General features: G+C 64.0%; 19 protein-coding genes. 11 read left to right on the forward strand and 8 right to left on the reverse strand.

The features are described from left to right. The first annotated feature begins 169 nt into the window (after positions 1–169). Complete coding sequence (locus tag E2K99_RS23625; RefSeq protein WP_134223780.1) at positions 170–1183, forward strand: XdhC family protein; 1014 nt, start codon at positions 170–172, stop codon at positions 1181–1183. A 104-nt stretch (positions 1184–1287) separates the two neighbouring features. Here E2K99_RS23625 and E2K99_RS23630 read toward each other — a convergent pair whose 3' ends face one another. From E2K99_RS23630 to E2K99_RS23660, 7 genes are all read right to left on the reverse strand, one after another. Next, positions 1288–2646, reverse strand: a complete 1359-nt coding sequence (locus tag E2K99_RS23630; RefSeq protein ID WP_134223781.1) for a c-type cytochrome — start codon at positions 2644–2646, stop codon at positions 1288–1290. Positions 2647–2664: 18 nt separating this feature from the next. Then, the gene (locus tag E2K99_RS23635; RefSeq protein ID WP_134223782.1) at positions 2665–4917 is read right to left on the reverse strand and encodes a xanthine dehydrogenase family protein molybdopterin-binding subunit; all 2253 of its coding nucleotides are present in this window, start codon (positions 4915–4917) and stop codon (positions 2665–2667) included. Next, complete coding sequence (locus tag E2K99_RS23640) at positions 4914–5528, reverse strand: (2Fe-2S)-binding protein (protein WP_134223783.1); 615 nt, start codon at positions 5526–5528, stop codon at positions 4914–4916. The genes E2K99_RS23635 and E2K99_RS23640 overlap by 4 nt, the downstream gene beginning before the upstream one ends. Before the next feature lie 248 nt (positions 5529–5776). Then, positions 5777–6226: a DUF2442 domain-containing protein gene (locus E2K99_RS23645; RefSeq protein ID WP_134223784.1), complete on the reverse strand. Its 450-nt coding sequence runs from the start codon at positions 6224–6226 to the stop codon at positions 5777–5779. Next, positions 6223–6651 carry a DUF4160 domain-containing protein gene (locus E2K99_RS23650; protein WP_134223785.1) on the reverse strand — a complete coding sequence of 143 codons (429 nt, stop codon included), beginning with the start codon at positions 6649–6651 and terminating at the stop codon, positions 6223–6225. The genes E2K99_RS23645 and E2K99_RS23650 overlap by 4 nt, the downstream gene beginning before the upstream one ends. A 242-nt stretch (positions 6652–6893) precedes the next feature. Further along, on the reverse strand, positions 6894–7958 hold the full coding sequence (locus tag E2K99_RS23655) for an aldose epimerase family protein (protein WP_134223786.1): 1065 nt from the start codon (positions 7956–7958) through the stop codon (positions 6894–6896). Beyond that, positions 7955–9220 (reverse strand): XylR family transcriptional regulator, encoded by a 1266-nt coding sequence (locus E2K99_RS23660; protein ID WP_039783179.1) that lies wholly within the window; start codon positions 9218–9220, stop codon positions 7955–7957. The genes E2K99_RS23655 and E2K99_RS23660 overlap by 4 nt, the downstream gene beginning before the upstream one ends. A gap of 324 nt (positions 9221–9544) precedes the next feature. Here E2K99_RS23660 and xylF point away from each other — a divergent pair, with 324 nt between their 5' ends. From xylF to E2K99_RS23695, 7 genes are all read left to right on the forward strand, one after another. After that, the gene (xylF, locus tag E2K99_RS23665) at positions 9545–10561 is read left to right on the forward strand and encodes a D-xylose ABC transporter substrate-binding protein (protein WP_034330283.1); all 1017 of its coding nucleotides are present in this window, start codon (positions 9545–9547) and stop codon (positions 10559–10561) included. A gap of 108 nt (positions 10562–10669) precedes the next feature. Beyond that, positions 10670–12226, forward strand: coding sequence for a D-xylose ABC transporter ATP-binding protein (gene xylG / locus E2K99_RS23670; protein ID WP_134223787.1), 1557 nt, complete (start codon positions 10670–10672; stop codon positions 12224–12226). 25 nt (positions 12227–12251) lie between these two features. Beyond that, positions 12252–13442: a sugar ABC transporter permease gene (locus tag E2K99_RS23675; protein WP_205703722.1), complete on the forward strand. Its 1191-nt coding sequence runs from the start codon at positions 12252–12254 to the stop codon at positions 13440–13442. A gap of 213 nt (positions 13443–13655) precedes the next feature. Then, entirely contained in the window at positions 13656–14447 is a 792-nt protein-coding gene (gene xylB / locus E2K99_RS23680; protein ID WP_134223788.1) for a D-xylose 1-dehydrogenase, read from the forward strand. Positions 14448–14480: 33 nt separating this feature from the next. After that, positions 14481–16265 (forward strand): IlvD/Edd family dehydratase, encoded by a 1785-nt coding sequence (locus E2K99_RS23685; protein ID WP_134223789.1) that lies wholly within the window; start codon positions 14481–14483, stop codon positions 16263–16265. Between the two features lies 1 nt (position 16266). Beyond that, positions 16267–17193: an L-fucono-1,5-lactonase gene (locus tag E2K99_RS23690; RefSeq protein WP_134223790.1), complete on the forward strand. Its 927-nt coding sequence runs from the start codon at positions 16267–16269 to the stop codon at positions 17191–17193. A 118-nt stretch (positions 17194–17311) separates the two neighbouring features. Beyond that, entirely contained in the window at positions 17312–18817 is a 1506-nt protein-coding gene (locus tag E2K99_RS23695) for a sensor domain-containing diguanylate cyclase (RefSeq protein WP_134223791.1), read from the forward strand. On the opposite strand, the gene E2K99_RS23700 is transcribed toward E2K99_RS23695, so the two are convergent. Further along, on the reverse strand, positions 18798–19970 hold the full coding sequence (locus E2K99_RS23700) for a serine hydrolase (RefSeq protein WP_134223792.1): 1173 nt from the start codon (positions 19968–19970) through the stop codon (positions 18798–18800). The genes E2K99_RS23695 and E2K99_RS23700 overlap by 20 nt on opposite strands. 252 nt (positions 19971–20222) lie before the next feature. Here E2K99_RS23700 and E2K99_RS23705 point away from each other — a divergent pair, with 252 nt between their 5' ends. From E2K99_RS23705 to E2K99_RS23715, 3 genes are all read left to right on the forward strand, one after another. Next, a complete protein-coding gene (locus tag E2K99_RS23705; RefSeq protein WP_034331843.1) occupies positions 20223–21524 on the forward strand; it encodes a UDP-N-acetylglucosamine 1-carboxyvinyltransferase in 1302 nt (433 codons plus the stop codon). A gap of 615 nt (positions 21525–22139) precedes the next feature. Further along, positions 22140–24515, forward strand: coding sequence for a hypothetical protein (locus E2K99_RS23710; protein ID WP_134223793.1), 2376 nt, complete (start codon positions 22140–22142; stop codon positions 24513–24515). Positions 24516–24691: 176 nt separating this feature from the next. After that, positions 24692–26272, forward strand: a complete 1581-nt coding sequence (locus tag E2K99_RS23715) for a hypothetical protein (RefSeq protein ID WP_134223794.1) — start codon at positions 24692–24694, stop codon at positions 26270–26272. The last annotated feature ends 49 nt before the right edge of the window (positions 26273–26321 follow it).

Genomic DNA, 26321 nt, shown 5'->3' on the forward strand with positions numbered 1-26321 from the left:
CGGCAGAATGGCATGCGGACACACTGCGTGCGAGCTTGCAGATTCTGCCTCATCATTGGTACCGGGATTAGCCGGACCGGGCTTAATTGGTCTATAAGCCCGGCTAATTAGTTCCTGTGCCGATGTCATGGCAGACTGGACCTCCGATCGAACGTAAACTGATGCCGCAATGAACGATACTTCCGACCTCAAGGTCTTGCGCGCCCTGCGCGAATGGCGGCGCAATGGGCGCAGTGCGCTGCTGGCCACCGTGGTTTCGACCTGGGGCTCGTCGCCGCGTCCGGTCGGCTCGCAACTGGCCATCCGTGACGATGGCCGGCTCATCGGTTCGGTCTCCGGCGGCTGCATCGAGGATGACCTGCTGTTCCAGTACCTGCGCCAGCGCCCCGCCACATGGGGCCAGGCAGGATCACCGCAACAGGTGCGCTACGGCATCGATGCCGATGAAGCGCATCGCTTCGGCCTGCCCTGCGGCGGCACGCTGGCGCTGCTGCTCGAATTCGATCCCCCGGCGGGCATGCTGGACGAACTGGTGAGTACGCTGGAACGTGGCCAACTGGTCTGTCGCCGCGTCGATTGCCACGATGGCAGCAGCCGCATCGAGGTCAGCGAGTCACCGGCCGAACTGCTGTTCGATGGCAATACGCTGCGCCATACCATGGGGCCGGATTACCGGATGCTGTTGATCGGTGCCGGCATGCTGGCCGAATACCTGGCGACGATGGCGCTCTTCAACGGCTTTGCGGTGACCATCTGCGATCCGCGTTCGGAATACCTGGGCAGCTGGTCGGTGGAGGGCGTGCGCATCGTCACCGACATGCCCGATGATGCGGTGCTGGATTTCCGTCCCGATCAGCGCAGCTGCGTCATCGCCCTCACCCATGATCCCAAGCTGGATGACCTGGCACTGCTGGAAGCGGTGGCCAGTCCGGCGTTCTATGTCGGCGCCATTGGCTCGCGCCGCAACAGTGCCGCGCGCAAGGACCGCTTGATCACTCACTTCGAGCAGACCGAAGAAAGCCTGGCGCGCCTGCGCGGGCCCATCGGGCTCTATATCGGCAGCAAGACGCCTTCCGAAATCGCGGTGAGCGTGATGGCCGAGGTGCTGGCCGTCAAGAATGGCGTGGCCTTGACGCCGGTGCATTCGGTGGCGGCGATGAAGACGGCCGGTACTGCGTTCTAAGTTTTCATCCTCCGCGCCAGCTTTTCCTCTTTCCTCCCGTCATGAAAAAAGGACCGCTGCCTGCAAAGGTCAGCGGTCCGAACGGGACTTCATGAAAAAACGATTCAGCGCATCTGCAAGACGATGGGATTGCTGCTGGCCGGATTGGTGCGCTCACGCAGAGTCTTGACGTCGTCCACCTTGACCGCACCGCCATGATTGCCCCAGCTGCTGCGAATGAAGCTGAGCACCTCGGCAATCTCGGCATCGCTCAACTGGCTGCGGAAGGGCGGCATGCGATACGAATCCGGTACGCCATCAGCCACCACGCGCACCGAGCCATTCAAGGTCACGTTGATGGCCGAGGCATCCTCCTTGGCCAGCGAGGAGACGGCACCGGCCAGCGGTGGAATCCACGGCGCACGCCCGCGTCCATCGACCGCATGGCAGGCCGCGCACTTGGCCATGTAGGTGCGTGCAGCGGGGCTGTCCAGGCGTTGTGCGGCCAGGGCGGTGGTGGTGCCGGCATCGTATTTCCACGGTTCCCCATCGCGCTTGGGATCGCCCGGCAGCGACTTCAGGTAACGGGCGATGGCCTGCAGGTCCTGGTCGCTCAGGAATTGCGTTGAGTTGTTGAAGGCATCGGCCATGGAACCGAACACCACCGCGTGCTGGTTGCGGCCGGTCTTGAGGAATTGCACGACCTCGGCTTCACTCCAGCGTCCGATACCGGTATTGACGTCGCCGCGCAGGCTGGGGGCATACCAGCCATCCAGCAGCGCGCCGGACAGGTACAACGGATGGCCACCGTCGAGCCCCTTCTCGTTCATCGCCACGCCGCGCGGCGTGTGGCAGCTGCCGCAGTGGCCCGCACCCTGCACCAGATAGGCACCGCGATTCCAGAGGGCATCCTGTTTCGGATCGGGCTGGTAGGGATGCGGGCTGGTGAAGGCCAGATTCCAGAACGCCAGCGGCCAGCGCATGTTGAGCGGCCACGGGATGTCGCTCTCCTGGTTGGCCTGCACCACCGGTTTCACGCCATGCATGAAGTAGGCATAGAGCGCGCTCACATCCTCATCCGACATCTTGGCGTAGGACGGATAGGGCATGGCCGGATAGAGCCGGTGCCCATCGCGTGCCACACCGTGACGCAGCGCTCGGTCGAATTCGGCCAGACTGTAGTCACCGATGCCGCTGCCGCGGTCGGGCGTGATGTTGGTGGCGTAGATGGCACCGAGCGGAGTGGCCATCTCCAGGCCACCGGCGAAGGGCTTGCTCTTGGGCGTGCTGTGGCAGGCCACGCAATCGGCCTGGCGCGCCACATACTCGCCGCGCTGGATCAGCCCGGCGGAGGGTGGCGGCGGCGCAGCTGCGCCGTCGAAAGGCGAGGCCGGAGTGCGCAGGGCGACCCACGCTGCGGCGATCACCAGCGCCGCGAAGATCAGCAGGAAGACGCGCAGCTTGCCGTTTTTTTGATCAGTCATGGATGCGTCAGTCTGCCATCAGGCCTTGAAGGTGTAATGCGACAGCGGCATGCTGCGAATGCGCTGGCCCGTCAGGTGCGAAACCGCATTGGCCACCGCCGGCGGCACGGCCGGCAGGGGCGGTTCGCCGATGCCGCCCATCTTGGCACCGCTCTCGATGATCTTGACGTGCACGCGCGCCATGCGCTGCGGCGGCAGGATGGGATAGAGATCGTAATTGCGCGCCACCCGTGCGCCCTCCTTGTAGACCACTTCTTCCAGCAGCACCTGCGACAAGCCCAGCGTGACGGCTCCGTTGACCTGGGCCTCGACAATGGCCGGGTTGACGATGCGGCCCGGATCGATGGCTTCCCAGATGTCATGCACGCGCACCTGGCCGTTCTCGATGGAGACTTCGGCAATGGCAGCGGTTTCGGTACCGAAGGCTTTGGCCATGGCCACACCACGCGCGCGGCGAGTGCCGTCGGGGGCGGTGAAGGGGCCCCGCTTCCAGCCGCCGGAGAGATCCACGGCCGCCTTGAGCAGCGTGGTCAGGCGATCATTTCCCTGCAGCAGGCGCAGGCGCACATCGAGCGGATCCTGGCCGCCCTTGTCGGCGATCTCGTCGAGGAAGGCTTCGTAGAAAAAGTCATTCATCGAATTGCCGACCGAGCGCCAGTAACCGACGATGGGCGGATTCTTCACAAACCGCTGGCCGATGCGCTTGTGGGCAAACTGATAGGACTTGCCGGCCAGCCCTTCCAGCGCAGTGGGGTCGATCTTGTTGCGCTTGTTGGCAATCGATTCGGTCGGCCCTTCGGTGGCGCTGATGGCTTCGATGGCGATGGGGAAACCCTTGTCATCAAGACCGGCACGGAATTGCACCACCGCCATCGGACGCATGGTATCGCGGGCGAATTCTTCCTCGCGGCTCCAGATCACCTTGACCGGGCGGCCCACGGCCTTGGCCAGCTGGATCGCCTGCGGGAAGGGCATGGCCGTCTCGTACAGGAAGTGCCGGCCGAAGAAGCCGCCCAGCAAGGGCGAATGGATGGTGATCTTCTCCGCAGGCAATCCGGTCTGCTTGGCGATGGCGGCCTGGAACATTTCCGGGGCCTGGTTGGGCAGCCACATCTCCAGCGTGCCATCGGCATTGAAGCGGGCCGTGGCCGAAGGCGGTTCCAGCTGGGCATGATTGAGGTACTGGCTGCGGTAGCTGGCTTGCACCACGGTCTTGGCACCGGCCAGGGCCTTGGTCACATCGCCTTCGGTCTCGGCTTCATCGACGGCCGCTGTGGACTTGGCCAACTGCTCGGCAAACCCTTCGGTGGAAAAGTCGGCCGGCACATAGCGGCGATCCGGTGCCGGGCCGGGATCGCTCCAGTCCACCTGCAGCGCTTCCACCGCACGCTTGGCATTCCACCAGCGCTCGGCCACCACGGCGACAGCGCCCGGCAGGCGATGCACCGAATGCACGCCGGTCATCTTGCGTACCTCGGCTTCATTGCGGATGCTGCCGACCTCCAGGCCCAAGCGCGGTGCGTGTTGCACGGCGGCCTGCAGCATGTTCTCGACTTGCGTGTCGATGCCGTATTGCGCGCGGCCCGTGGACTTGTCCAGCACGTCCAGCCGCGCCAGCGGCTTGCCGATCCAGCGGAATTGTTTGTCGTCCTTGAGCTTGATGGTCTCCAGCGGCGGATTGGGCAGGTCCAGCGCCTTGGGTGCGAGTTCGCCATAACTGATCGACCGGCCACTGGCCGCATGCATGACACGGCCGGGCTCGGTGGTGAGGCTTTCCAGCGGCACCTGCCATTGATTGGCGGCCGCCTGCAGCAGCAGGTGGCGCGCCAGTGCGCCCACACGCCGCATGGTCGGATAGCTGGTACGCACCGACATGCTGCCGCCGGTGATGCGGATGCCGATGTCCATCACCTTGTACTGGTCATTGGCGGGCGCGTTGTGGACCACGAAACGTGCGGGGTCGGCATCGAGTTCTTCGCCGACGATCTGCGCCATGGCCGTGAAGATGCCCTGCCCGCCTTCGACGAAGGGACTTTGCAGGTGGATGCTGTTGTCGGGACGGATTTCCAGGAAGGCCGGTACGCGCGTGCCGGGCGCTGCCGGCGCAGCATTGGCCTGGGCGCGGGCGTTGCCGGCCGGCAAGGTGAAACCGACCACCAGCGAACCGGCGGCGGTGCCGGCCGAGGCCAGCAGGAAGCGGCGGCGCGAGACATTGACCGGCTCACCATCCGGCAGCAATTCGTTCAGGGGAAGATCGTGCGGCTGGTTCATGCTTGCTCCTTGCCGGCCTTGGCCTTCTGGGTCTTGCTCCACTGGATGGCGGCGACGGCCCCCACGCCGACCACGGCGGCAGCGGCCACAGCGGCCTTGTTGACGCCATCGGCGCCGGCCGGTGCAGCGGGCGTGGTGGCCGCAGCAGCGGCGGCAGGTGCGCCCGTGCCGCCGGAGAGCTCATGCATGGCGGCCTTGATGGCGTTGTAGGTGCCGCAACGGCAGAGGTTGACCATGGCGCCGACGATCTGTTCGTCGCTGGGCTGGGCCACCTGTTTCAGCAAGGCGGTCGCAGCCATCACCTGGCCGGACTGGCAATAGCCGCATTGCGGTACCTGGTGCCGGACCCAGGCATCGACCACTTTCTGGCCGACCGGATCGGCGGTGACCGCCTCAATGGTGGTGACCTTGCGTCCGGCCATGGCGCCGACGGGCATGACGCAGGAGCGCAGCACCTCGCCATCGACCATCACGGAACAGGCCCCGCACTGGGCCAGGCCGCAGCCGTATTTGGTGCCGGTCATGCCGAGTTCATCGCGGATCACCCACAGCAGGGGGGTCTCGGCATCGGAGGTGATCTGGTAAGTCTTGTCGTTGATCTGGAGTTCCATGGTTCCTGCCATCGGGGTTGAGAACGCAAGCCAGCGCGGACGGGCGCTCTGGAGGGGAAGTGAAGGACGCAGCAAGGCGACACTAAACAGGATCCCCGCATGATGGCGCATCACGCGGGGACTGATTAGCTGAGCCGGGCTTAATGGGGATATTAGACGAGCTAATGAATTCTCGTCGGGAGATGAAGGAAAATGTCGAAAACACGCAAGCGCTCAGCTTGAGCGCAACGGCGTGCAGGTCGTGCGGGCTAGCTGGGGTCGGTCAGCTTGCGTGGCCTTCCGCCTTTCCTGCCATTTTCGCGTACGGCCAGAATCTTGGCCTCGCTGCTGCGGCTGCCGTTGCGGGCTGCGGCAACAGTGGTTGCCAACTTCATCAGAGAAGGGCTGGACGCAACCAGTCCTTCAATGGAGACATGCAGGTCCCGTTCCTCAAGACACAGGGCACTGCCGGCGTAGCCGATCTCGATCCGCCGCAATTCAGCTACGCTCAACGCAGCGAACTCCGGATAGTTGTCGATGGGAAGCAGGATTCCGGTTTTGTCGGCGAAACAGATAGCCAGAGATTCGAGACCGGGCATATACGTTACCTCGACGGCCTGCAAACTGGAACGCCGTCGCTGCTGGCCCAAAGCAATGGCGTGCTCCAGAACTTCGTCGGTGACGGGAGAATTGTCACGCTTCTTTGCTTTGATCGTCATAGTTCGATCTCCAAGGGACGTGCTTGTCCCGCAAGTTGCAATTCGGTCCGGTCGCTCAATGGCACGTAGCGTGCCCGGAGGATCGCGACGGCATTTCTTCGCCATACGCTGGGACTCACCACCTCTTCACTATCCTTGTCCCAGTGTTGATGATCAAGGCAAACCGACTGTTGGCTCAGCCACCAGCGCTGGCGAGCCAGCCTCAGATTCACCGGCTGCTCAATCACTTGTCTCAGCTCTTCCAGCAGCGATGCCGCCGGAGCAATCCATAGTGGATTCACGTCCCACAAGGCAACGCCGTTGTGCCAGAAGCTGAAGCGAAACCGGGCATCCCAGTGCCCATTACCCACGTGCACGTGCGGCGGGCAGTGCTCGTTGCGAGTAAAGAGGGAAACGCGCAAGCCCTTGTGCGAACAGATTTTCATAAACCTAACCGTTAGGTTATTTGAACGAGAGCCCCACGGCAAGTCCCGCGTTTGAGCGAGACGACCCACCAGCGGACGCTCGGCGCAAATACAACAGATATGCAGATGGGGAGATGGAAACGGCGCTGTACTCAACAGCGCCGTTTCCGGGGAGGCTAAGGAGGAAAAGAAGAGATGTCAGCGGCAAGGGCGAAGGTAACGCCGCTTTCTAAAAAATTTTCAATACGTTCTCACGGTGCAGTTTAGTCCCGCACCCCCAAGCGATACACGGTAGTCTGCCGATACACCTGCCCCGGCCGCAGGATCACCGCTTCGCGCAGCGGCGTGTTGACCTGGTCCGGATAGGACTGCGCCTCCAGGCAGAAGCCATCATGGATGGCATACGGCTGCTCGCCCCGCCCCTGTACGCCGGAGAGGAAATTGCCGCTGTAGAACTGCAGCCCGGTCTCGGTGGTGGAGACGCGCAACTCACGCCCCGACCCCGGCTCGTAGACGCTGGCCACTTCGCGCAGGGTCTGCGCCACACGGCCCTGGCCCGGCTGCGGTTCGTGTTCGCTGCGCAGGCAATAGCAATGGTCGAAGCCACCGGCCAGCTTCAGTTGCGGATCCGGCCAGTCCAGGCGCGGACCGATGGGGGCCGGCTGGCGGAAATCAAACGCACTGCCGGCCACATCGGCGCGGCCTTCCGGAATCAGCCTGGCATCGACCTGCAGGTAGCCATCGGCCTCGATGGCGATGATGTGGTCGCGGATGTCGCAGGTGCCACCATTGAGGTTGAAATACGCATGCGAGGTCAGGTTGATGGGCGTGGCCGCATCGCTGGTGGCGGTGTAATCGATGCGCAACTGGCCCTCGTCATCCAGGCGGTACAGCACCGACGCCATCACCGTGCCCGGAAAACCCGCCTGCCCGGCCGGCGAGACCAGCATCAGGCGCAGGCCTTCCGGATCGGGCTGCACCTGCCAGCGCTGGGCATGGAAACCTTCGCGGCCGCCGTGCAGGTGGTTCTCGCCTTCATTGCAATCGACCTGGTGCGCCACGCCGTCGAGTTCGAAACGGCCGCCCGCGATGCGGTTGCCCCAGCGCCCGACGATGGCGCCGAAATACGCCGGGTTGTGCGCGTATTGCTCGACCCGCTCAAAGCCCAACAGGACGTCGGCCTCGCGGCCATAGCGATCGGGTGCCCACCAGTTGACCATGGTGGCCCCCAGGTCGCTGATGGTCACGCGCATGCCGGTGTGGTTGCGCAAGGTGTAGAGACGGATGCCGTCCGCAGAAGTGGTGTGGGAGAGGGTGAAGTGCGTCATTTTGTGGTGGTAAGAAGGGAGGGCCCCGTGGTTTTCTTCTTGGGCCGGACGGCAGGGGCGGACGGTGCAGCCGAGCGCTCCAGTCCGGCGGCGAATTGTTCCTGGTACTCCCTGGGCGTGCAGCCCAGTTCGCGTTTGAAGACGGCGTGCAGGTATTGCACGGTGGTGAAGCCGCAGCTGACGGCGATCTCGGCCGCATGGCTGCCGGCCTGCTCCAGCATGCGCTTGGCGGCTTCCAGCTTGAAGCGCAGGATTTCATCATGCACGCTGCGGCCGAGCTCGCGGCGGAAATACCATTCCAGCGACGAGCGTGAAATGCCCACGTAATCGGCCACCTGGTCAGTCTTGATGCCCTGGCAGGCGTACTGGCGGATGAAGTGCAGTGCCTGCATCACGTGCGGATGATTGCGCACCTCGTGGCGGCTGGAGGCCAGTACGTTGATGCCGACCGGCGGCACCATGATGCGCGTGTCCGGAAAGCGCGCCCCATGCAGCATCTGGTGCAGCAGGTGGGCGGCGGTGCGGCCCATCTCCACGCTGCCCTGGATCACCGAACTCAAGGGGATGCGCGTCAACACCCGGGCCAGCGGATCATTGTCGATGCCGATCAGCGCCACCTGCTCCGGCACCGCGATGCCGGCGAACAGGCAGGCCTGCAGCAACTGCCGCGCCCGCGCATCGGTGACGGCGATGATGCCCACCGGCTTGGGCAGGCTGCGCACCCAGGCGATCTGCTGCTCCACGGCGGCATCCCACGATTGCGCGCTGGTCCCCACGCCGCGATAGATGTGGCCGGTGATGCCATCAGCACCGGTGAGGTCGGTGAAGATGCGCTCGCGCTCCTGCGCCCAGCGATTGCAGGGCGACTCGGGCAGGCTGTACAGGGCGAAATGCTGCAGGCCGGCTTCGATCAGGTGGTCGTAAGCCAGCTTGACCATCTTGTAGTTGTCGGTGGCTACATAGGGCCGGTTGGCCGGATATTGCGAAGGGTCGGCATAGGAGCCGCCGATGGCCACCACCGGCAGCTGCACACCTTCCAGCGCGGCGGTCGTCACCGGATCGTCGAAGTCGGCAATGATGCCGTGCCCGGCCCAGCGCTCGATACCCTGCGGGCGGCAGCGGAAATCCTCCTCCAGGTACAAGTCCCAGGAGGCACGGGTGCTGCTGATGTATTCGCCGATGCCGGAAATGATTTCCCGATCGAAGATCTTGTTGCCATTGAAGAGCAACGCAATCCGGTGCACCGTGGGGGTTTTTGCCACGCTGTGTCTCCTGGTTGCCGGCGTCGTCAGGCGCGCCGTTCTTGTATTCGTCGAATTGTAGCGAGCCATCGTCGAAATGACGGATATGTGCTCCTGCAACAAAAAGAATCACTAAGCCGTTTGGTGAATTTCGTAATTGTAGAGGGGATTGGCCCGGGGCTAGTATCCCCCTCGCACCATCATGCGGCGTAGACCATTCCTGACAAGCTCGGCCCCACGCGCCCTTGGAAGCGATTGCCCCAAAACGGGCCACCGGTTCCACCCGGTCACGCCGCTTCAAAAATCATAATCAATTCAAATTCAATTCAAATCGGAGACTGGACTATGAAGGCAATGCTGAAGAAGACCGTATTGGCGCTGATGACCGTGACCACCCTGTCCATGGTGGCCGGCAGCGCCATGGCCGACGCCAAGAATCCCAAGATCGGTTTTTCCATCGATGACCTGCGTGTGGAGCGCTGGGCGCGCGACCGCGACTTCTTCACCGCCGCCGCTGAAAAGCTGGGCGCCAAGGTCTATGTGCAATCGGCCGATGCCAGCGAGCAACGCCAGATCTCCCAGATCGAGAACCTGATCTCGCGCGGCGTGGACGTGATCGTGATCGTCCCCTTCAACGCCACGGTCCTGACCAACACCATCAAGGAAGCCAAGAAGGCCGGCATCAAGGTGCTGTCCTATGACCGCCTGATCCTGAATGCCGACGTCGACGCCTACATCTCCTTCGACAACGAGAAGGTCGGTGAAATGCAGGCCGAGGGCATCCTGAAGGTCAAGAACAAGGGCAACTTCTTCCTGCTGGGCGGCTCGCCCACCGACAACAACGCCAAGATGTTCCGCGAAGGCCAGATGAAGGCCCTGAAGCCCTACATCGACAAGGGCGACATCAAGATCGTCGGCCAGCAATGGGTCAAGGAATGGAACCCGACCGAAGCCCTGTCCATCGTCGAGAATGCGCTGACGGCCAACAACAACAAGATCGATGCCATCGTGGCCTCCAACGACGGCACCGCCGGTGGCGCGATCCAGGCCCTGGCAGCGCAGAAGCTGGCCGGCAAGGTGCCGGTCTCGGGCCAGGATGCCGACCTGGCCGCCGTCAAGCGCGTGGTCGCCGGTACCCAGACCATGACCGTCTACAAGCCCCTGAAGCAGATCGCCACCGAAGCGGCCAACCTGTCCGTGCAACTTGCCCGCAACGAGAAGCCGACCTACAACGCCCAGTATGACAACGGCTTCAAGAAGGTCGACAGCCTGCTGCTGAAGCCCATCCTGCTGACCAAGGAAAACGTCAAGGTCCTGGTCGATGACGGCTTCTACACCCAGGCCCAGATCGACGGCCGTTGATTCCTGAGTGACGAACGCCGGCTGCCGCAACGGTAGCCGGCGTCGCTCTCTGCGCCCCCGGCAAGACCGCCGGGCGCAGGCTCCAGAGGCTTCTTGGAAAGAACAGGCATGTCCGAGTATCTGTTAGAAATGAAAGGCATCGTCAAGAGCTTTGGCGGTGTGCGTGCCCTGGACGGCATCGACATCAAGATCCGCCCCGGCGAATGCGTGGGCCTGTGCGGTGAAAACGGCGCGGGCAAATCGACGCTGATGAAGATCCTCTCCGGCGTCTATCCCCATGGCACCTGGGATGGCGAAATCCTGTGGGACGGCAAGCCGCTGCAGGCCCATTCGGTGCGTGACACCGAAGCCGCCGGCATCGTCATCATCCACCAGGAACTGATGCTGGTGCCCGAGCTGTCGGTGGCCGAGAACATTTTCATGGGCCACGAGATCACCCTGCCGGGTGGCCGCATGAACTACCCCGCCATGTATCGCCGCGCCGAAGAACTGATGCGCGAGCTGAACATGCCCGACATCAACGTGGCCCTGCCGGTCTCGCAATATGGCGGTGGCCACCAGCAACTGGTGGAAATCGCCAAGGCGCTCAACAAGGATGCGCGCCTGCTGATCCTGGACGAACCCTCGTCGTCGCTGACCGCCTCCGAAATCGCGGTGCTGCTGAAGATCATCAAGGACTTGAAAGCGCGCGGCGTGGCCTGCGTCTACATCTCGCACAAGCTCGACGAAGTGGCCGAGATCTGCGACACCATCTCGGTGATCCGCGATGGCAAGCACATCGCCACCACGCCCATGCAGGACATGGATGTGGACAAGATCATCACCCAGATGGTCGGCCGCGAAATCACCGCCATGTACCCGGAGCGCAATCACGCCATCGGCGAAGTGGTGCTGGAAGCCCGCAACATCACCTGCTACGACATCGACAATCCGCGCCGCAAGCGTGTCGATGACGTCTCCTTTTCGGTGCGCCGGGGCGAGATCCTGGGCATTGCCGGACTGGTAGGTGCAGGACGCACCGAACTGGTCTCGGCCATCTTCGGCGCCTATCGCGGACGTTACGAGGGGCAGGTGCTGCTCGAAGGCAAGCAGGCCGATACCGGCTCGCCCCTGAAGTCCATCCGCCAGGGCCTGTGCATGGTGCCGGAAGACCGCAAGCACCATGGCATCGTGCCGGACCTGGATGTGGGCCAGAACATCACGCTGACCGTGCTCAACCGCTTCTCGCGCGGCACCCGCATCGACAGCAGCGCCGAACTGAAGACCATCCAGGGCGAGATCAGCCGCCTGCGCGTGAAGACCGCCTCGCCCTTCCTGCCCATCACCGGACTCTCGGGTGGCAACCAGCAGAAGGCGGTACTCTCCAAGATGCTGCTGGCCCAGCCCAAAGTATTAATTCTGGACGAACCCACGCGCGGCGTGGACGTGGGGGCCAAGGCCGAGATCTACCGGCTCATTTCGGAGCTGGCCAAGCTGGGCCTGGCCATCATCATGGTGTCCTCGGAACTGGCCGAAGTACTGGGCGTGTCGGATCGCGTGCTGGTCATCGGCGAAGGCAAACTGCGCGGCGACTTCGTCAACGACAACCTCAGCCAGGAAACCGTGCTGGCCGCTGCCATCAACCAGCCCGTCCCGCAAGCGTCCCCACGCGCGGTGGCGGTCTGACACAACATCACAAGGTGAATTCGGTATGACTACAAGCAATCTGAGCAGCGCCAGCGGCGCTGCCATGGGTGGAGCAGGCGGCATGGCCAACCTGAAGCTGGTGTTTCGCCGCTACAAGATCATCGCGCTGTTGATCGCCATCGCCATCATCTGGGGCTTCTTCAGCTTCATGACCGATGGCGGTTTCCTCACGCCCCGCAATCTGTCGAACCTGCTGCGCCAGATGTCGGTGACCGGCATCCTCGCCTGTGGCATGGTGCTGGTCATCATCGCCGGTGAAATCGACCTCTCGGTGGGTTCGCTGCTTGGCCTGCTGGGCGGCATCGCCGCGCTGCTGGACGTGAGCCATCACCTGCCGCTCGCGCTGAACCTGGTGCTGGCGCTGGGCTTCGGCCTGGGGCTGGGCCTGTTGAACGGCTACCTGACCGCTTACCTCGGCATTCCCTCCTTCATCGTCGGCCTGGGCGGCATGCTGGCCTTCCGCGGCATCCTGCTGGGCATTACCGGCGGCCTCACCATTGCGCCGGTGTCGGACAACATGGTCTATCTGGGCCAGGGTTACCTGCCGCCACAGATCGGCGTGGCGCTGGGCATCGCCTTGTTCGTGCTGGCGGTGGCGCTCACGTGGATGAGCCGCGTCAACCGCAGCCGTCACGGCCTGCCGCTGGCGGCCCTCTGGCGCGATGGCTTGAAGGTGCTGGTGATCGGCGCGGTACTGCTGGCCTTCGTGCGCACGCTCAACAGCTATGACGGCATCCCCGTGCCGGTGCTGCTGTTGCTGGGGCTGCTGGGCCTGTTCAGCTACGTGAGCACGCAGACCGTGTTCGGCCGCCGCATCTATTCGGTGGGCAGCAACATGGAAGCCACCCGCCTGTCGGGCGTGAACGTGCAGGCCGTCAAGCTGTGGGTGTTCGGCATCATGGGCCTGATGTGCGCACTGGCCGGTCTGGTCAACACCGCCCGCCTGGCTGCAGGCTCGCCGTCGGCGGGCAACATGGGCGAACTCGATGCGATTGCAGCCTGCTTCATCGGCGGCACGTCCATGCGCGGCGGCTCCGGCACCATCTATGGCGCGCTCATCGGTGCACTGGTGATGGCCAGCCTCGACAACGGCATGTCCATGCTGGACGTGGGCACCTACTGGCAGATGATCGTCAAGGGCAGCATCCTGGTGCTGGCGGTGTGGGTCGACGTGAGTACCCGTTCGGGTCGCTGATCAAAATGACGCGATGAACCGAGACCGTTCGGACTGAGTAGCGGCATAGCCGCGTATCGAAGGCGCACCAGCAGTAGCGCCTTCGATACGGCCCAAGGGCCTACTCAGTCCGAACGGAATGAGATGAGGAAGCAATTCTTTTTCATCTCTGAATGAACTGATCAATTTTCCGGGTCGCATCTGCGGCCCATCCTATCCTCTGGAGCATCAAGCATGACCGCAGCTACCCCCACCGTCTTCGAACACGCCCTCTATCGTAGCCTCGCCGGCAAGCGGGTCGTCATCACCGGCGGCGGCAGCGGCATCGGTGCGGCGCTGGTGGAAGCCTTCGTCGGGCAAGGGGCGCAGGTGTGCTTCCTCGATATCGCCACCGAACCGTCGGAGGCACTGGTGGCCTCGCTCAAGGATGCCGCCGTGGCACCGCGCTTCTTCCCCTGCAACCTGATGAACCTGGAAGCCCTGCGCGCCACCTTCACCGAGATCGAGACCGTCATGGGCGGCGTCGACATCCTCATCAACAACGCCGCCAATGATGACCGCCACAAGAGCGAAGACGTCACCCCCGCCTACTGGGATGAACGCCTGGCCGTGAACCTGCGCCACCAGTTCTTCTGCGCCCAGGCGGTGCTGCCGGGCATGCGGGAACGCAAGGCCGGGGTGATCCTCAACTTCGGTTCGATCTCATGGCACCTGGGCCTGCCCGACCTGACGCTGTACATGACCGCCAAGGCCGGCATCGAAGGCATGACCCACGGCATGGCGCGCGACTTTGGCCGCGATGGCGTGCGCGTCAATGCCATCATCCCGGGGGCCATCCGCACCCCGCGCCAGACGCTGCTCTGGCACACCCCTGAAGAAGAGGCGAAAATCCTGGCTGCGCAATGCCTGCCGGTCCGTGTCGATCCGCATGATGTCGCGGCGCTCGCGCTGTTCCTGTCCTCCGACAGCGGTGCCAAGTGTACCGGCCGCGAGTACTACGTCGATGCCGGCTGGCTGGGCGCGTAACTTATCCACACGCCTTTCGGCCCAGAGGAATCCATGAACAAGCCACACGCCACACCCCGTCGCTTCCGCTCCCAGGACTGGTTCGACAATCCGGACCACATCGACATGACGGCGCTCTACCTGGAGCGCTTCATGAACTACGGCATCACCGCCGAAGAATTGCGCTCGGGCCGTCCCATCATCGGCATCGCCCAGAGCGGCAGCGACATCAGCCCCTGCAACCGCATCCACCTGGAGCTGGCCAAGCGGGTGCGCGATGGCATCCGCGATGCGGGCGGCATTCCCATGGAATTCCCGCTGCATCCGATCTTCGAGAACTGCCGCCGTCCGACCGCCGCCATCGACCGCAACCTGGCCTACCTGGGCCTGGTGGAAATCCTGCATGGCTACCCCATCGATGCCGTGGTGCTCACCACCGGCTGCGACAAGACCACGCCCTCGCAGATCATGGCGGCAGCGACCGTCGATATCCCGGCCATCGTGCTTTCCGGCGGCCCCATGCTGGACGGCTGGATGGATGGCGAACTGGTGGGCTCCGGATCGGCCATCTGGAAGGGCCGCAAGCTGCTCTCGGCAGGTGCCATCGACAACGAGAAATTCCTGGAGATCGCCGCCGCATCGGCCCCCTCCTCCGGTCACTGCAACACCATGGGCACCGCCTCCACCATGAACGCCATGGCCGAGGCGCTGGGCATGTCGCTCACCGGCTGCTCGGCCATCCCCGCCCCCTATCGCGAACGCGGCCAGATGGCCTATGAAACCGGCCGCCGCATCGTCGGCATGGCCTATGAAGACCTGCGTCCCTCAGCGATCCTGACGCGCGAGGCCTTCCTCGATGCCATCGTGGTCAATGCCGCCATCGGCGGCTCCACCAATGCCCAGCCGCACATCATGGCCATGGCGCGCCATGCGGGCGTGGAGCTGCATTCGGAAGACTGGATGAAGTATGGTTATGACGTGCCGCTGCTGCTGAACATGCAGCCGGCCGGCAAGTACCTGGGTGAACGATTCCACCGCGCCGGCGGCGTACCGGCCATCATGTGGGAACTGCAGCAGGCCGGCAAGCTGCGCGCCGAGCGCATCACCGCTACCGGCAAGACCATGGCCGAGAATCTGCAGGGCCGTGCATCGAACGACCGGGAAATGATTTACGCATTTTCCGCCCCGCTGCGCGAGCGCGCCGGTTTCCTGGTGTTGAAGGGCAACCTGTTCGACTTCGCCATCATGAAGACCAGCGTCATTTCGGAAACCTTCCGCGAGCGTTATCTCAGCACGCCCGGCCAGGAAAATATCTTCGAATGCCGCGCCGTGGTCTTCGATGGCTCGGACGACTACCACGCCCGCATCAACGACCCCGCACTGCAGATCGACGAAAACACGCTGCTGGCCATTCGCGGCGCCGGGCCGGTCGGCTGGCCCGGTTCGGCCGAGGTGGTCAACATGCAGCCGCCCGATGCGCTCATCAAGCGCGGCATCTCGACCCTGCCCACGCTGGGCGATGGCCGCCAGTCCGGCACTTCCGACAGTCCCTCCATCCTCAATGCATCGCCCGAGAGCGCCGTCGGTGGCGGTCTGGCGTATCTGCGCGATGGCGACCGCGTGCGCATCGATCTCAACACCGGAGAATGCAACATGCTCATCAGCGAGGAAGAACTGGCGCGCCGCAAGAGCGAAGGCATTCCGCCGGTGCCGCCCAGCCAGACACCCTGGCAGGAAATCTATCGCAGCACGGTCGGCCAGCTGGAGACCGGTGCCTGCATGGAGCTGGCCCTGAAGTATCAGGGCGTGGCGCAGACCCTGCCACGGCACAATCACTGACATGCTGACCCTGCATCGTGAATTGCGCATGCCACCGGCCCCGGTGAGAAGGATCAAGGGGCCGATGCGCATCGACGCGCACCAGCACTTCTGGCGCTACCGTTCCGAGGATTATCCCTGGATCGGTACCGGCATGGACCTGCTGGCGCAAGACCGCCTGCCCTACCAGTTCCAGCCCCTGCTGGACGCCCAGGGCCTGCATGCGTCGATCACGGTGCAAGCCCGTCCGGGCCACGAGGAGACCGGTTTCCTGCTGGAGATGGCGCGGCGCGATGCGCGCATCGCCGGCGTGATCGCCTGGGATGACATCGCCTCGCCGCAACTGGCCGAGCGCATGGAGCAATGGGGCCGCGCCAAGATGCTGGGGCTGCGTCATCCGATGCAGGACGAGGATGATGCCGCGCAAGCGCTGGTACAACCGCAGTTCAATCACGGCGTGCGCTGGCTGCAGGAGCGCGACTACGTGCTGGAAGTGCTCACCCATGAACGCCACCTGCCGCAGCTGCGCCAGCTCTGCGCCTTGCATGACCAGCACTGGGTGGTCCTGAATCACCTTGGCAAGCCGGCCCTGAAGGAATTCCGCAAGGGCCGCGCCGCCTATGAGCGCTGGCGCCAGCAGTTGCGCGAACTGGCCGCCATGCCGCACGTGGCCTGCAAGATCTCGGGCCTCTTGACCGAAGCCGACTGGCTGCGCGGACTCTGCACGCGCGACTTCGATCACATCGTGCAGTGTCTCGATACGGCGCTGGAACTGTTCGGTCCGCAGCGCCTCATGTTCGGCTCCGACTGGCCTGTCTGCCTGCTGGCCGCCTCCTATGCAAGGGTGGTGGCGGTGGTGCGGGAATGGGCCGCGCGCCGTCTTTCTCCAGCGGACCAGGACGCCCTGTGGGGCGAATCCTCGGCCCGGATTTATGGCCTGATGCCATAAGGTTTTCCCCGGCTGCCTTTTCATTGCCAAGCGGTTTTCACGGTGCGATATTGCGCCAGGGAACGCTTTGTCATGACAAGGTACGGGGAGACAAAAAATCAAACGCCTCAAACGCAACATGACCCTGCTGGTCGGCTCGCTGACACTGATGGCAGGGGTCATCACCAGTGTGGTGCTCTACCAGAGCTACAAGCAGGTAGAACACATTTCGGTCAATCACACCCTCAACGTGGCGCGTATCGCACAGCGTTCGATCTCGCGCAACATGGAGCTGCTTTCGCTGGCGCTGGACAGCCTGGCGTGGCGCTATCGCCATACGCAACTGCATCGCATGCCGGCCCAGCAACAACTGGAATTTCTGCTGGGCGAAAAGATCGAGGCCGGCTACATCGCGGCCCAGGGCATCATCGACGCCGATGGTGAACGCGTGGTCGGATCACCCGTGCTGGACGAGATCATGCCGGGCAATTTTGCCGGCCGCGATTTCTTCGACGGGCCACGACGGGACGCGCGCGCCACCCTCTTCATTTCGTCCCCGCAAGCGGTACGGCTGGAACGGCGCGCCCAGGTGATCGTGCTGTCCAAGCGGCTGGTCCATGTCGACGGCAGTTTTGGCGGGGTGGTCTTCATGGTGCTCTACCTGGATTATTTCCGGCAGCTGTTCGAGGCCATGTCATTGGAAAAGAATGCGGTCATGTCGCTCTACTCGGTGGAGGGCGTGGCCTACATGCGCCTGCCTTATGACGAGGCCTTCATCGGCTCCCGGGTGGAAAATGCCCCGCAGCTGCAAAAGCTGCTGGCGTCCAGCGCCCCCGCTGAAGGCAGCTATTTCACGCGCTCGCAGCAGGATGGGGTGCAGCGCCTCTACACCTACGTGCGCGTGCCACAGACGCGCTGGGTGGTCTTCATCGGCCACACCAAGGCGGCGCTGTTCCGTGAATGGATGCGCATGTTCTATGCCGTGGTCTTCCTGATGGCGCTCTTCAGCACGGCGGCCTTCTACCTCATCAGCCGCGTGCGCGAGGAATTGTTCCGCCGCAGCAAGCTGGACCAGCAACTGGAGGAGCAGGCCCGCACCGACAAGCTGACCACGCTGCTGAACCGCCGCGCCCTGGACGAAGTCCTGCAGGAGGCCTGGCACAAATGCCAGCGCAATGACTCCGCACGCTTTGCGGTGCTGTTTGCGGATGTGGATTTTTTCAAGCTCTACAACGATACCTACGGCCACAAGGCGGGCGACTATGCCCTGGTGGCCGTGGCCCGTTGCATCAAGGGTGCGGTTTCCCGCCATTGCGACCGTGCCGGTCGCTACGGGGGTGAAGAATTCGTGGTGCTGCTCGATGAGGCCGATGCCGAGGGCGCCATGCACGTGGGCAAGCTGATATTGGCAGCGCTGCAGGCCCAGAAGATCCCGCATGAACGCAGCCCGTTCGGCCGCCTCACCATCAGCATCGGCGTGGCCTGCCTGGAGCGCGGCGTGCATCGCAGTGTCGACGAAATCATCAAGGCCGCCGATGAGGCGCTCTATCAGGCCAAGCGCGAAGGCCGCAACCGGGTGCGGCTGTACCAGGCCACCGCCAAGGTGGTCCCGGCTGAATGGCAGCTCAGTTCAGCGAACAGTTGAGCCACTTGGCGATGCGCACCCCATCCAGCCGCGAGCCATCGGCAGTGCCGCTGCCCAGCATGGTGACGATCACCGGCCGGCGGTCATGCACCAGCAGGCGCAGCACCATGTTGTGGCCGGACTCGTTGATGAAGCCGGTCTTCTGCACGGTGGCATTGACCTGGCCGTAGCGGATCAGGCGATTGGAATTGATGTACTGCAGCTGGCCACGGCCGATGTTGATGATCTTCTGCTTGTCCAGCGAATCATTGCGGATGAGCTGGTAGCGGTTGGCCGCCTTGACCAGTTCGGCCAGCTCGCGCGGGGTCGAAACATTCTCGGGCGACAGGCCGGTACCGTTCTCGAAATGGGTATGCGGCATGCCCAGTGCCTGGGCGCGTGCATTCATGGCGGCGATGAAGGCCGGACGGCCGCCCGGATAGTCGCGGCTCATGGCGGCGGCAGCGCGGTTCTCGGAAGACATCAGGGCGATGTGCAGCATGTCGGCACGCGACAGGCTGGCCCCGACGTTCAGGCGCGAATGGGTGAATTTGAGGTTGTCCAGGTCATCCTCGGTCACTTCCAGGCGATTGGCCATGGGCAGCGACTTCTGGTCCAGCCAGACGATGGCCGTCATCAGCTTGGTCACCGAGGCGATGGGGGCGACCGTATCGGCGTTGCGCTCGAAGAGCGGCGTATTGGTCTCTTCATCGAGCACGTACACCCCGCGCGAGAAGATGTGGCGGCGCGAGGCTTCGGTGAAACCGCAGCGCGGCAGCAGCTCGGGCTTGGTGTTGGTGGTGATGGCCGTTGCCGGGGCGGCCGGACTCGCCGCGGCGGCGGTGGCCGCGGTCGCTCCGGCTGCAGCAGCGGCCGCAGCCGCACGGCCACGACGGCGGCCACGCGCCGGGGTGCGCGCCTTGGCAGGCAGGGCGGCCTTCTTGCGTACGCTGCGATTGCGGCCCTTGGCACCGCTGCTGGCGGCCCGGTGCTTGCCGGCCGTGGAGCCGGCGGCCTGGGCCTCGCTGAGCTTGCCCGAGAGCGCCGTCAGCGCCAGCAGCAAGACGCTGCACATCAGGAGACGGACCACCATGCCGGCCCGGCGCAGGCCAGGCAGGATCAGCAGGGAAAAGCGTAAATCATTACCGGAACGGGACTGCTGCGTGCGAAACATCGTCGAAAACCTTGTCGGTGCGATCATCCAAGACCGGCCATGATACGGAAACTTGGCTTTCAATGCAGCAACCTTCACTGCCGTACAGCCGCAAGTGAATAAGATGACAAGGCGACAAGTCCCGGGGAGGCCGCCGCCGCGAGACATAATTTGCTTCCCTGGCTGCAACCGGACGGCGCATAATCTGTCCATTCCCGGCCGGGGCAGGCTGCTTCCGGCGCACTCCGTCTGACTGAATCAACGATTTTCTTCATGTCCAATCTCATCGTACACGGTGGCCGCCCGCTGCGCGGCGACATCACCCCCTCCGCCAACAAGAATGCCGTCCTCCCCATCCTCTGCGCCACCCTGCTGACCGACCAGCCGCTGCGGCTGATCGGCATCCCCGAGATCACCGATGTCAAGAAGATCCTCGAGATCTTCCGCGTGCTGGGCAGCGAGGTGAAGGTGGACTATGCCAGCGGCGTGCTGGAACTGCATCACCGCGATACGCACTTCGATCCCAAAGTGCACCACCTGCCGGAGGAGATGCGTTCCTCCATCATGCTGGTACCGCCGCTGCTGGCGCGCTTCGGCGTGGCGCGGCTGGAGAACGACGTCAAGGGCTGCACGCTCGGCGTGCGCGAGATCGATCCGCACGTCGAAGTCTTCCAGCGCTTCGGGGCCCGGGTGGAGAGCAGCCCGGATTCGCTCATCATCCGCACCGGCGGCCGCATGCAGGCCAATCATCACTGGCTGGACTATGCCTCGGTCACCACGACCGAAAACTTCGTGCTGTGCGCCGCTGCCGCCGAGGGCGAGTCGGTACTCACCAATGCCGCCTCGGAACCGCACGTGCAGGAATTCTGCCGCTTCATGGTGATGATGGGCGTGCAGATCGACGGCCTCGGCACCTCGCGCGTGACGGTGCGCGGCGGCCAGCAGCTGGGCGGCGGTGAATTCCGCTTCGACGAGGATTTCCACGAGATCGCCACCTTCCTCGCCATGGGCGCCATCACCGGGGGCCAGGTCCGCGTGCGCAACAGCGCACCGGAACAGTTCCCGCTGATCGACCGCACCTTCGCCAAATTCGGCGTCGAAGTGGTGCATGAGAACGGCTGGTCGCACACGCGCCAGAACGGGCCGCTGAAGGTGGTCAAACCCTTCACCAGCAACATCCTCACCAAAGTGGAAGCCGCGCCCTGGCCCTATCTGCCGGTGGACCTGCTGCCCATCTTCATCGCCCTGGGTGTCAAGGCCGAGGGCAACACCATGTTCTGGAACAAGATCTACGACGGTGCCATGGGCTGGAGCAGCGAACTGTCCAAGTTCGGTGCCCACGTGTTCCTGGGTGATCCGCATCGCCTGATCACCTTCGGCGGCCTGCCGCTGTCGCCGGCTTCGGTGGAAAGCCCCTACATCATCCGCGTGGCCATCGCGCTGTTCATGGTCGCCGCCAGCATCGAGGGCCGCTCCGAGATCCGCAATGCGCTGCCGATCCGGCGCGCCCATCCCAAATTCGTGGAGAACCTGCGTTCGCTGGGAGCAGTCGTCGATTGGGTCGAGGAAGACTGATCTTCACGGTTCGACCTTGCAGGGGAAGCGCCCGGCGCAAGCTTCCCCTGCCACCCTCCGATTTCCATTCCGCGATGTGCCCTTCGCACCCGCCGCTTCCTCCCTCCTTTCCCCTGCGATTGCGGCTGTCCTCCCGGGCGCTGTGCATTGTCCTCAGGGCCAGTTTTCTTCTTCCTTTCACAGTTTGTGTTGGCTGCCGCCAGTCCTGCGCCGGCACACTTTTGAAATTGCCCAAAACACCTGCTTGTTGATCAAATAAATCGAATTATTTCGACAGCCCTGCGCCGACCCGGCACGGATAATTTCCGGCGTTAATCTACGCCGTGGCGGAAGTACTGGTCATGCATGGCGGATGCGGTCGAGCCACCCGAACACAAGACAAGGCCGACCGGCCCCGGCAGGAATCGCTTCAGCTCCCTCCACCGAGACAGGCTTCGCCCCACTGATCCGAACGCAGACGCTTGCGCCGGCCAGTCCTGTCTCCTCCGCAATGATCGCCATGCCTGCCGGGTCGGCAGTGCCGTGGCCTCTGTCGTCCTGCGGCTGGCGTAGTCGTGATCAACATGCATGCCGGATGACGCGATCGGGTATGCCTTCAACGATAAAGCAGCCACCATGAGCATTACCGTACTGAACCTGACCGAAGCCAGCGCCCTGCTGCGCACCATCAACAAGCGCGACATCAAGGACGTGCGCGCCATCGATCTCGACCTGGCCCTGGTGCTGGAGAGCGGCCACAAGATCATCATCAGCCGCGGTGCCGTGGCGGCGGTGAATTCACCGCAACTGATGCTGGAGTTCGCCGACGGCGATGTCGCCCTGGGTGACGTGTTCGAGAAGCTCAACCACATCGAGGTCCCGGCCGATGCTGCCGTGACCGTCACCTCCAAGGAGATCACGCGCTATGGCATCAAGCGTGTGGTCCAACCCAAGGTCGCCAGGAACAAGCAGGATCAGGAAGCGGACAAGGACAAGACCGACGAGGAAACCGCGGCCTCCCCCGACACCGAGGAGGCGCGCCCCGCCGAAGCGCTGGCCGGCAACGACGGATCCGGCGGCAGTCGCAGCGGCGACTCGGGCGGTAGTGACATCACTGCGAGCAAGTTCGCCAGCGGCAAGGGGAGCAGCTCTTCGCTGGCGATACAGGATGTGGCCGATGCCCCGGCCGATATCGGCAGCAGCAAGGGAGGGATCTCCTGGCCGGTAATTGCCGGCGGCCTGGGCCTGCTGGCGGCGGCAGGGGGTTGGGGTGGAGGCGGCGGCGGTGGCGGCGGTGCTGCCGCGTCCGGTGCTGGTAGCGGCAGTGGCGCTGGCATTGCCGCAACCCTGTCCGGTGCTGCGGCCCTCGGTCCACTCAACAATGCCACCATCACCGCCTATGACGCTGAAGGCCGGGTGATCGGCAAGGCGGTCCCGGTCATCAATGGCCGTTACACGCTGGTGCTGGACCAATCCGGCTACAAGGGCCTGATCCTGCTGGCCATCCGCGACAACACCCCCGGCGTGGCCGACAACTATGCCGATGAAGCCAGCGTGCGCATGACCGATCTCGGCAACACCGTGCTGCGCGCCGTGGCATTGGCCGATGGCAGCAACCAGATCATCAACGTCACGGCCTTGACCGAACTGGCCGCGCTCAAGGCGGGCCTGGGGACCGGCCAGACCAACCTGGCTGCCGCACAGGTCAGCGCGACCACGGTGACCGGCGCGAATGCCGCCGTCAGCAACCTGTTCAAGGTCGACATCCTCTCCGGTGAGGTGGCCCCGGTGACCACCACCGATGCCCAAGGCGCGGCCGTGATCAATCCGGCCTTCCTGCAGTCGGCCAGCGTGACCGCGCGCAACTACGGCATCGCGCTCAAGGCCATTGCCAACCTGGTCCAGACCAACAAGGAACGCTATGCCAACAACGGCGAAGCCATCCGCAAGCTGGCCGATGCCCTGCAGTTCACGGATGGCTTGCTGAGCCGGCTCAAATGGAAAGACGGCACTACCCAATCCGACCTCTTCGGCGAAAGCCTCAACGCGCGCGCCAACGATCCAACCAGCAGCCCGAAAGAACGCGACGATGCACGCAAACTCTTCGACCAGCTGCAAAAGCTGCCCAACGGCAGCAGCATCAACGACTTCCTGCTGGACAACCACATCGCGCTGTCCGACCCCGCCATCCTCATCAAGAACACCACGCCCGGCGGTCCGCCGTGGCAGGCACCGGCCAGCAGCGGCACGGTGATCCTGAATCAGGAAGCCCTCGGCAACGGTGGCCTGGCGGTCCGTGCGCCACCGCAGTCCAAGGTGGAAGTGACCTTCGTCGGCCATGACGCACAGGGCAAGGAGGTCCGCGTGAAGCTGCCGGTGAGCACCGCCGACAGCAGCGGCATTGCCGTACTGCGTCCCAACGAGGCCGCCATCGAGCTGCTCAAACAGGTGACGCGCGAACAGCCCGTGACGGCCCAGGTGGCCGTCAGCGATGGCGACAACAGCCGCAGCGCGAACAACCTCTGGCAGGGCAACGCCGATGTGCGCATCGACATCAAGACGCCACCCGGCCTGACCGATTTCGCCAGCAACAAGATCATGCTGGCCAACGATTCCTTCTACACCGGTGGCGAGGGCAACGATCCGCTGCGCACCACGCCGCAAGGCAATGACGACCTGCTCACCAGCGACGCTTCCGTGCGGGTGGTACTGGGCAATGCGATCAAGTCAAGCGAACGCCTGCAGTTCGCCGTGGCCACGGCCAAGGGTGCTGACGACCAGCCGATCTACGGCAACTGGATCGATCCGGTCGGGCTGGCGGTGGAACGCATCGACAGCGGCGGCCAGGTGCACTACCTGGCCCGCAATCTGGTCAGCACGGATGGGCCGGTCTGGGTCAAGGCGCGCGTGGTGCAGATCGGTGCGCAGTTCACCAACGGCTTTGGCGGCTCGCGGGAGCTGGATAAGGCGCAGGTCGCCACATCCGCTACACCGCCGCCACCCGCGAGCTGAGCATCAGCCGCCAGGATGGCGCGAGCCTGCCCGGCAGCCAGGTCAAGGCCATCCTGGAGGGGCTCAGGTACAGCTTCCCGCCCAATACCGATCTCAGCATCGGCCTCAACAACGAACACCGGTTCGAGATCGCCCTGGTGGATCAGGCGGGCAATACCAGCAAGGGCCGCGTGGACATGTCGACCCTCAGGACGATACCGGGCAGCCTGGCCGTGAGCGTGGTGGAAGGACAGTTCGGCTACGGGCTCATCAAGATGTCCAACGTCTTCGGCTCCTCCACGGCCCCGCTCACCTTCCCGGCCGTGCTGACCAAGAGCGAGGAGGCCATCCCGACGCTGCCTGCCGGTTTCACTGCGGCCACGCTGCTCGCTGCGATTCGCGGCATTTCCGCCGAATGGGGTGGCAAGGGCGTCACCGGCGACGGCAACACCAGCATCGGCAGCCTCAAGAGCTACCAGATGTTCGACAAGCTGGGGACCGGCACCACCTCCTTCAGCCTGCTGCAGCAGGGCAGCAGCCTCGATACGCTGGGGGCGTGGCTGAGCCTGGGCCTGAAGCCTGCCGCCACGGCCGGGCTCAACAACGTGGCGCTGGAGATGCTGGGCGGCTTCAAGCGCAACGGCGTGGACCAGTACAAGGTCAGCCCCGATCTGGAAACCGGCCTCAGTGATGTCGGCCTGGCCAACATCGGCTTGCTGTACCAGTTGAGTGTGGCCAATACCAGCAGCCGGCCGGTGATCCGCGTCAAGTACGACGGTGCCTACTCCATCGTGGGCAACGTGATCGAGCTGTATGAAGGCGACCGGCTGGTGGGCAGCAAGACATTGGTCGCCAGCGATCTCGGGGCAGGACCGAAGGAAGTGGACCTCGCCGTCTTCCAGAGCCTGTCGGCCGGCAAGCATGATCTGGAGGTCCGCTATACCGATACAGGCGGCAACTCCGTCAGCAGCAACCTGAGCGTGAACGTGGCAGCCGGTGGCGCACCGGTGACCTTGTCGGACCTGGGCGTGCGCGGCAACAAGCAGTCTGCCTCTGAAGCACAGTCGCTGGGCCAGTCCGGCGCCTCCTATGCCGTCATCAGCGATGCGGACACCAGCTTTGCCTCCGGGCATGGCAACCAGGGCCCGGTGTTCGTCGGCACGGTCGGCGGCGGCAGCGCATCGGACCGCTATCTGGTCACCATCCAGATGGGCGGCAAGGTCGTGGCCTTCGAGGATGTGGGCGCAGGCAGCTTCGCCATCGGCATCCCGGCCGGCGTGCTGCCACCGGGCTACTACCAGGACCTGAGCATCAGCGCCACCGTGCTCACTCCCGGCGCGCGCCTGGGCCAGACCACCAGCATGCAGGGCCTCAAGCTGGGCTGGTACTGGGCCGCGCAGGCGGGCACCTCGATCGTCGGCGGCAATGGCAATGACGAGCTGGTCTTGGGTGCTGCTGCCGATCCCGAGATCGTCGGGGGCATCCGTGTGCAAACCGGTGCAGGTGACGACAGGATCACCGTGGGCAGCTTCGGCAAGACGAGTGCCCTGAAGGCTACCGTTACCGACTTCACGGTCGGTATGGACCGGGTGAAGGTCTCTGGCCAGATCGTGAACCCGGACTTCGTGAAGAACTACGTCACGGCCTCTGATCTCAACGGCAGCACACAGTTGCAGATCGACCTGGACGGCGCGGGCGCGGGCAAGCTGTATTACCACCTGACCCTGCAGGGAGTGCAGTACAACCCGTCCACCATCGGTAGCATCTTCGGCGTGTAAACGGCAGGTCTCACCAGCCAACGCACAAGGGCGGCCAATTGGCCGCCCT

Source organism: Herbaspirillum huttiense, from assembly GCF_004367745.1.
Classification (GTDB): Bacteria; Pseudomonadota; Gammaproteobacteria; order Burkholderiales; family Burkholderiaceae_D; genus Herbaspirillum; species Herbaspirillum huttiense.

Excerpts from the sequence above, each read along its gene's own strand:
- E2K99_RS23625 (WP_134223780.1), top strand. The coding sequence starts at position 170 with ATGAACGATACTTCCGACCTCAAGGTCTTGCGCGCCCTGCGCGAATGG.
- E2K99_RS23630 (WP_134223781.1), bottom strand. The coding sequence starts at position 2,646 with ATGACTGATCAAAAAAACGGCAAGCTGCGCGTCTTCCTGCTGATCTTC.
- E2K99_RS23635 (WP_134223782.1), bottom strand. The coding sequence starts at position 4,917 with ATGAACCAGCCGCACGATCTTCCCCTGAACGAATTGCTGCCGGATGGT.
- E2K99_RS23640 (WP_134223783.1), bottom strand. The coding sequence starts at position 5,528 with ATGGAACTCCAGATCAACGACAAGACTTACCAGATCACCTCCGATGCC.
- E2K99_RS23645 (WP_134223784.1), bottom strand. The coding sequence starts at position 6,226 with ATGACGATCAAAGCAAAGAAGCGTGACAATTCTCCCGTCACCGACGAA.
- E2K99_RS23650 (WP_134223785.1), bottom strand. The coding sequence starts at position 6,651 with ATGAAAATCTGTTCGCACAAGGGCTTGCGCGTTTCCCTCTTTACTCGC.
- E2K99_RS23655 (WP_134223786.1), bottom strand. The coding sequence starts at position 7,958 with ATGACGCACTTCACCCTCTCCCACACCACTTCTGCGGACGGCATCCGT.
- xylF (WP_034330283.1), top strand. The coding sequence starts at position 9,545 with ATGAAGGCAATGCTGAAGAAGACCGTATTGGCGCTGATGACCGTGACC.
- xylG (WP_134223787.1), top strand. The coding sequence starts at position 10,670 with ATGTCCGAGTATCTGTTAGAAATGAAAGGCATCGTCAAGAGCTTTGGC.
- E2K99_RS23675 (WP_205703722.1), top strand. The coding sequence starts at position 12,252 with ATGACTACAAGCAATCTGAGCAGCGCCAGCGGCGCTGCCATGGGTGGA.
- xylB (WP_134223788.1), top strand. The coding sequence starts at position 13,656 with ATGACCGCAGCTACCCCCACCGTCTTCGAACACGCCCTCTATCGTAGC.
- E2K99_RS23685 (WP_134223789.1), top strand. The coding sequence starts at position 14,481 with ATGAACAAGCCACACGCCACACCCCGTCGCTTCCGCTCCCAGGACTGG.
- E2K99_RS23690 (WP_134223790.1), top strand. The coding sequence starts at position 16,267 with ATGCTGACCCTGCATCGTGAATTGCGCATGCCACCGGCCCCGGTGAGA.
- E2K99_RS23695 (WP_134223791.1), top strand. The coding sequence starts at position 17,312 with ATGACCCTGCTGGTCGGCTCGCTGACACTGATGGCAGGGGTCATCACC.
- E2K99_RS23700 (WP_134223792.1), bottom strand. The coding sequence starts at position 19,970 with ATGTTTCGCACGCAGCAGTCCCGTTCCGGTAATGATTTACGCTTTTCC.
- E2K99_RS23705 (WP_034331843.1), top strand. The coding sequence starts at position 20,223 with ATGTCCAATCTCATCGTACACGGTGGCCGCCCGCTGCGCGGCGACATC.
- E2K99_RS23710 (WP_134223793.1), top strand. The coding sequence starts at position 22,140 with ATGAGCATTACCGTACTGAACCTGACCGAAGCCAGCGCCCTGCTGCGC.
- E2K99_RS23715 (WP_134223794.1), top strand. The coding sequence starts at position 24,692 with ATGTCGACCCTCAGGACGATACCGGGCAGCCTGGCCGTGAGCGTGGTG.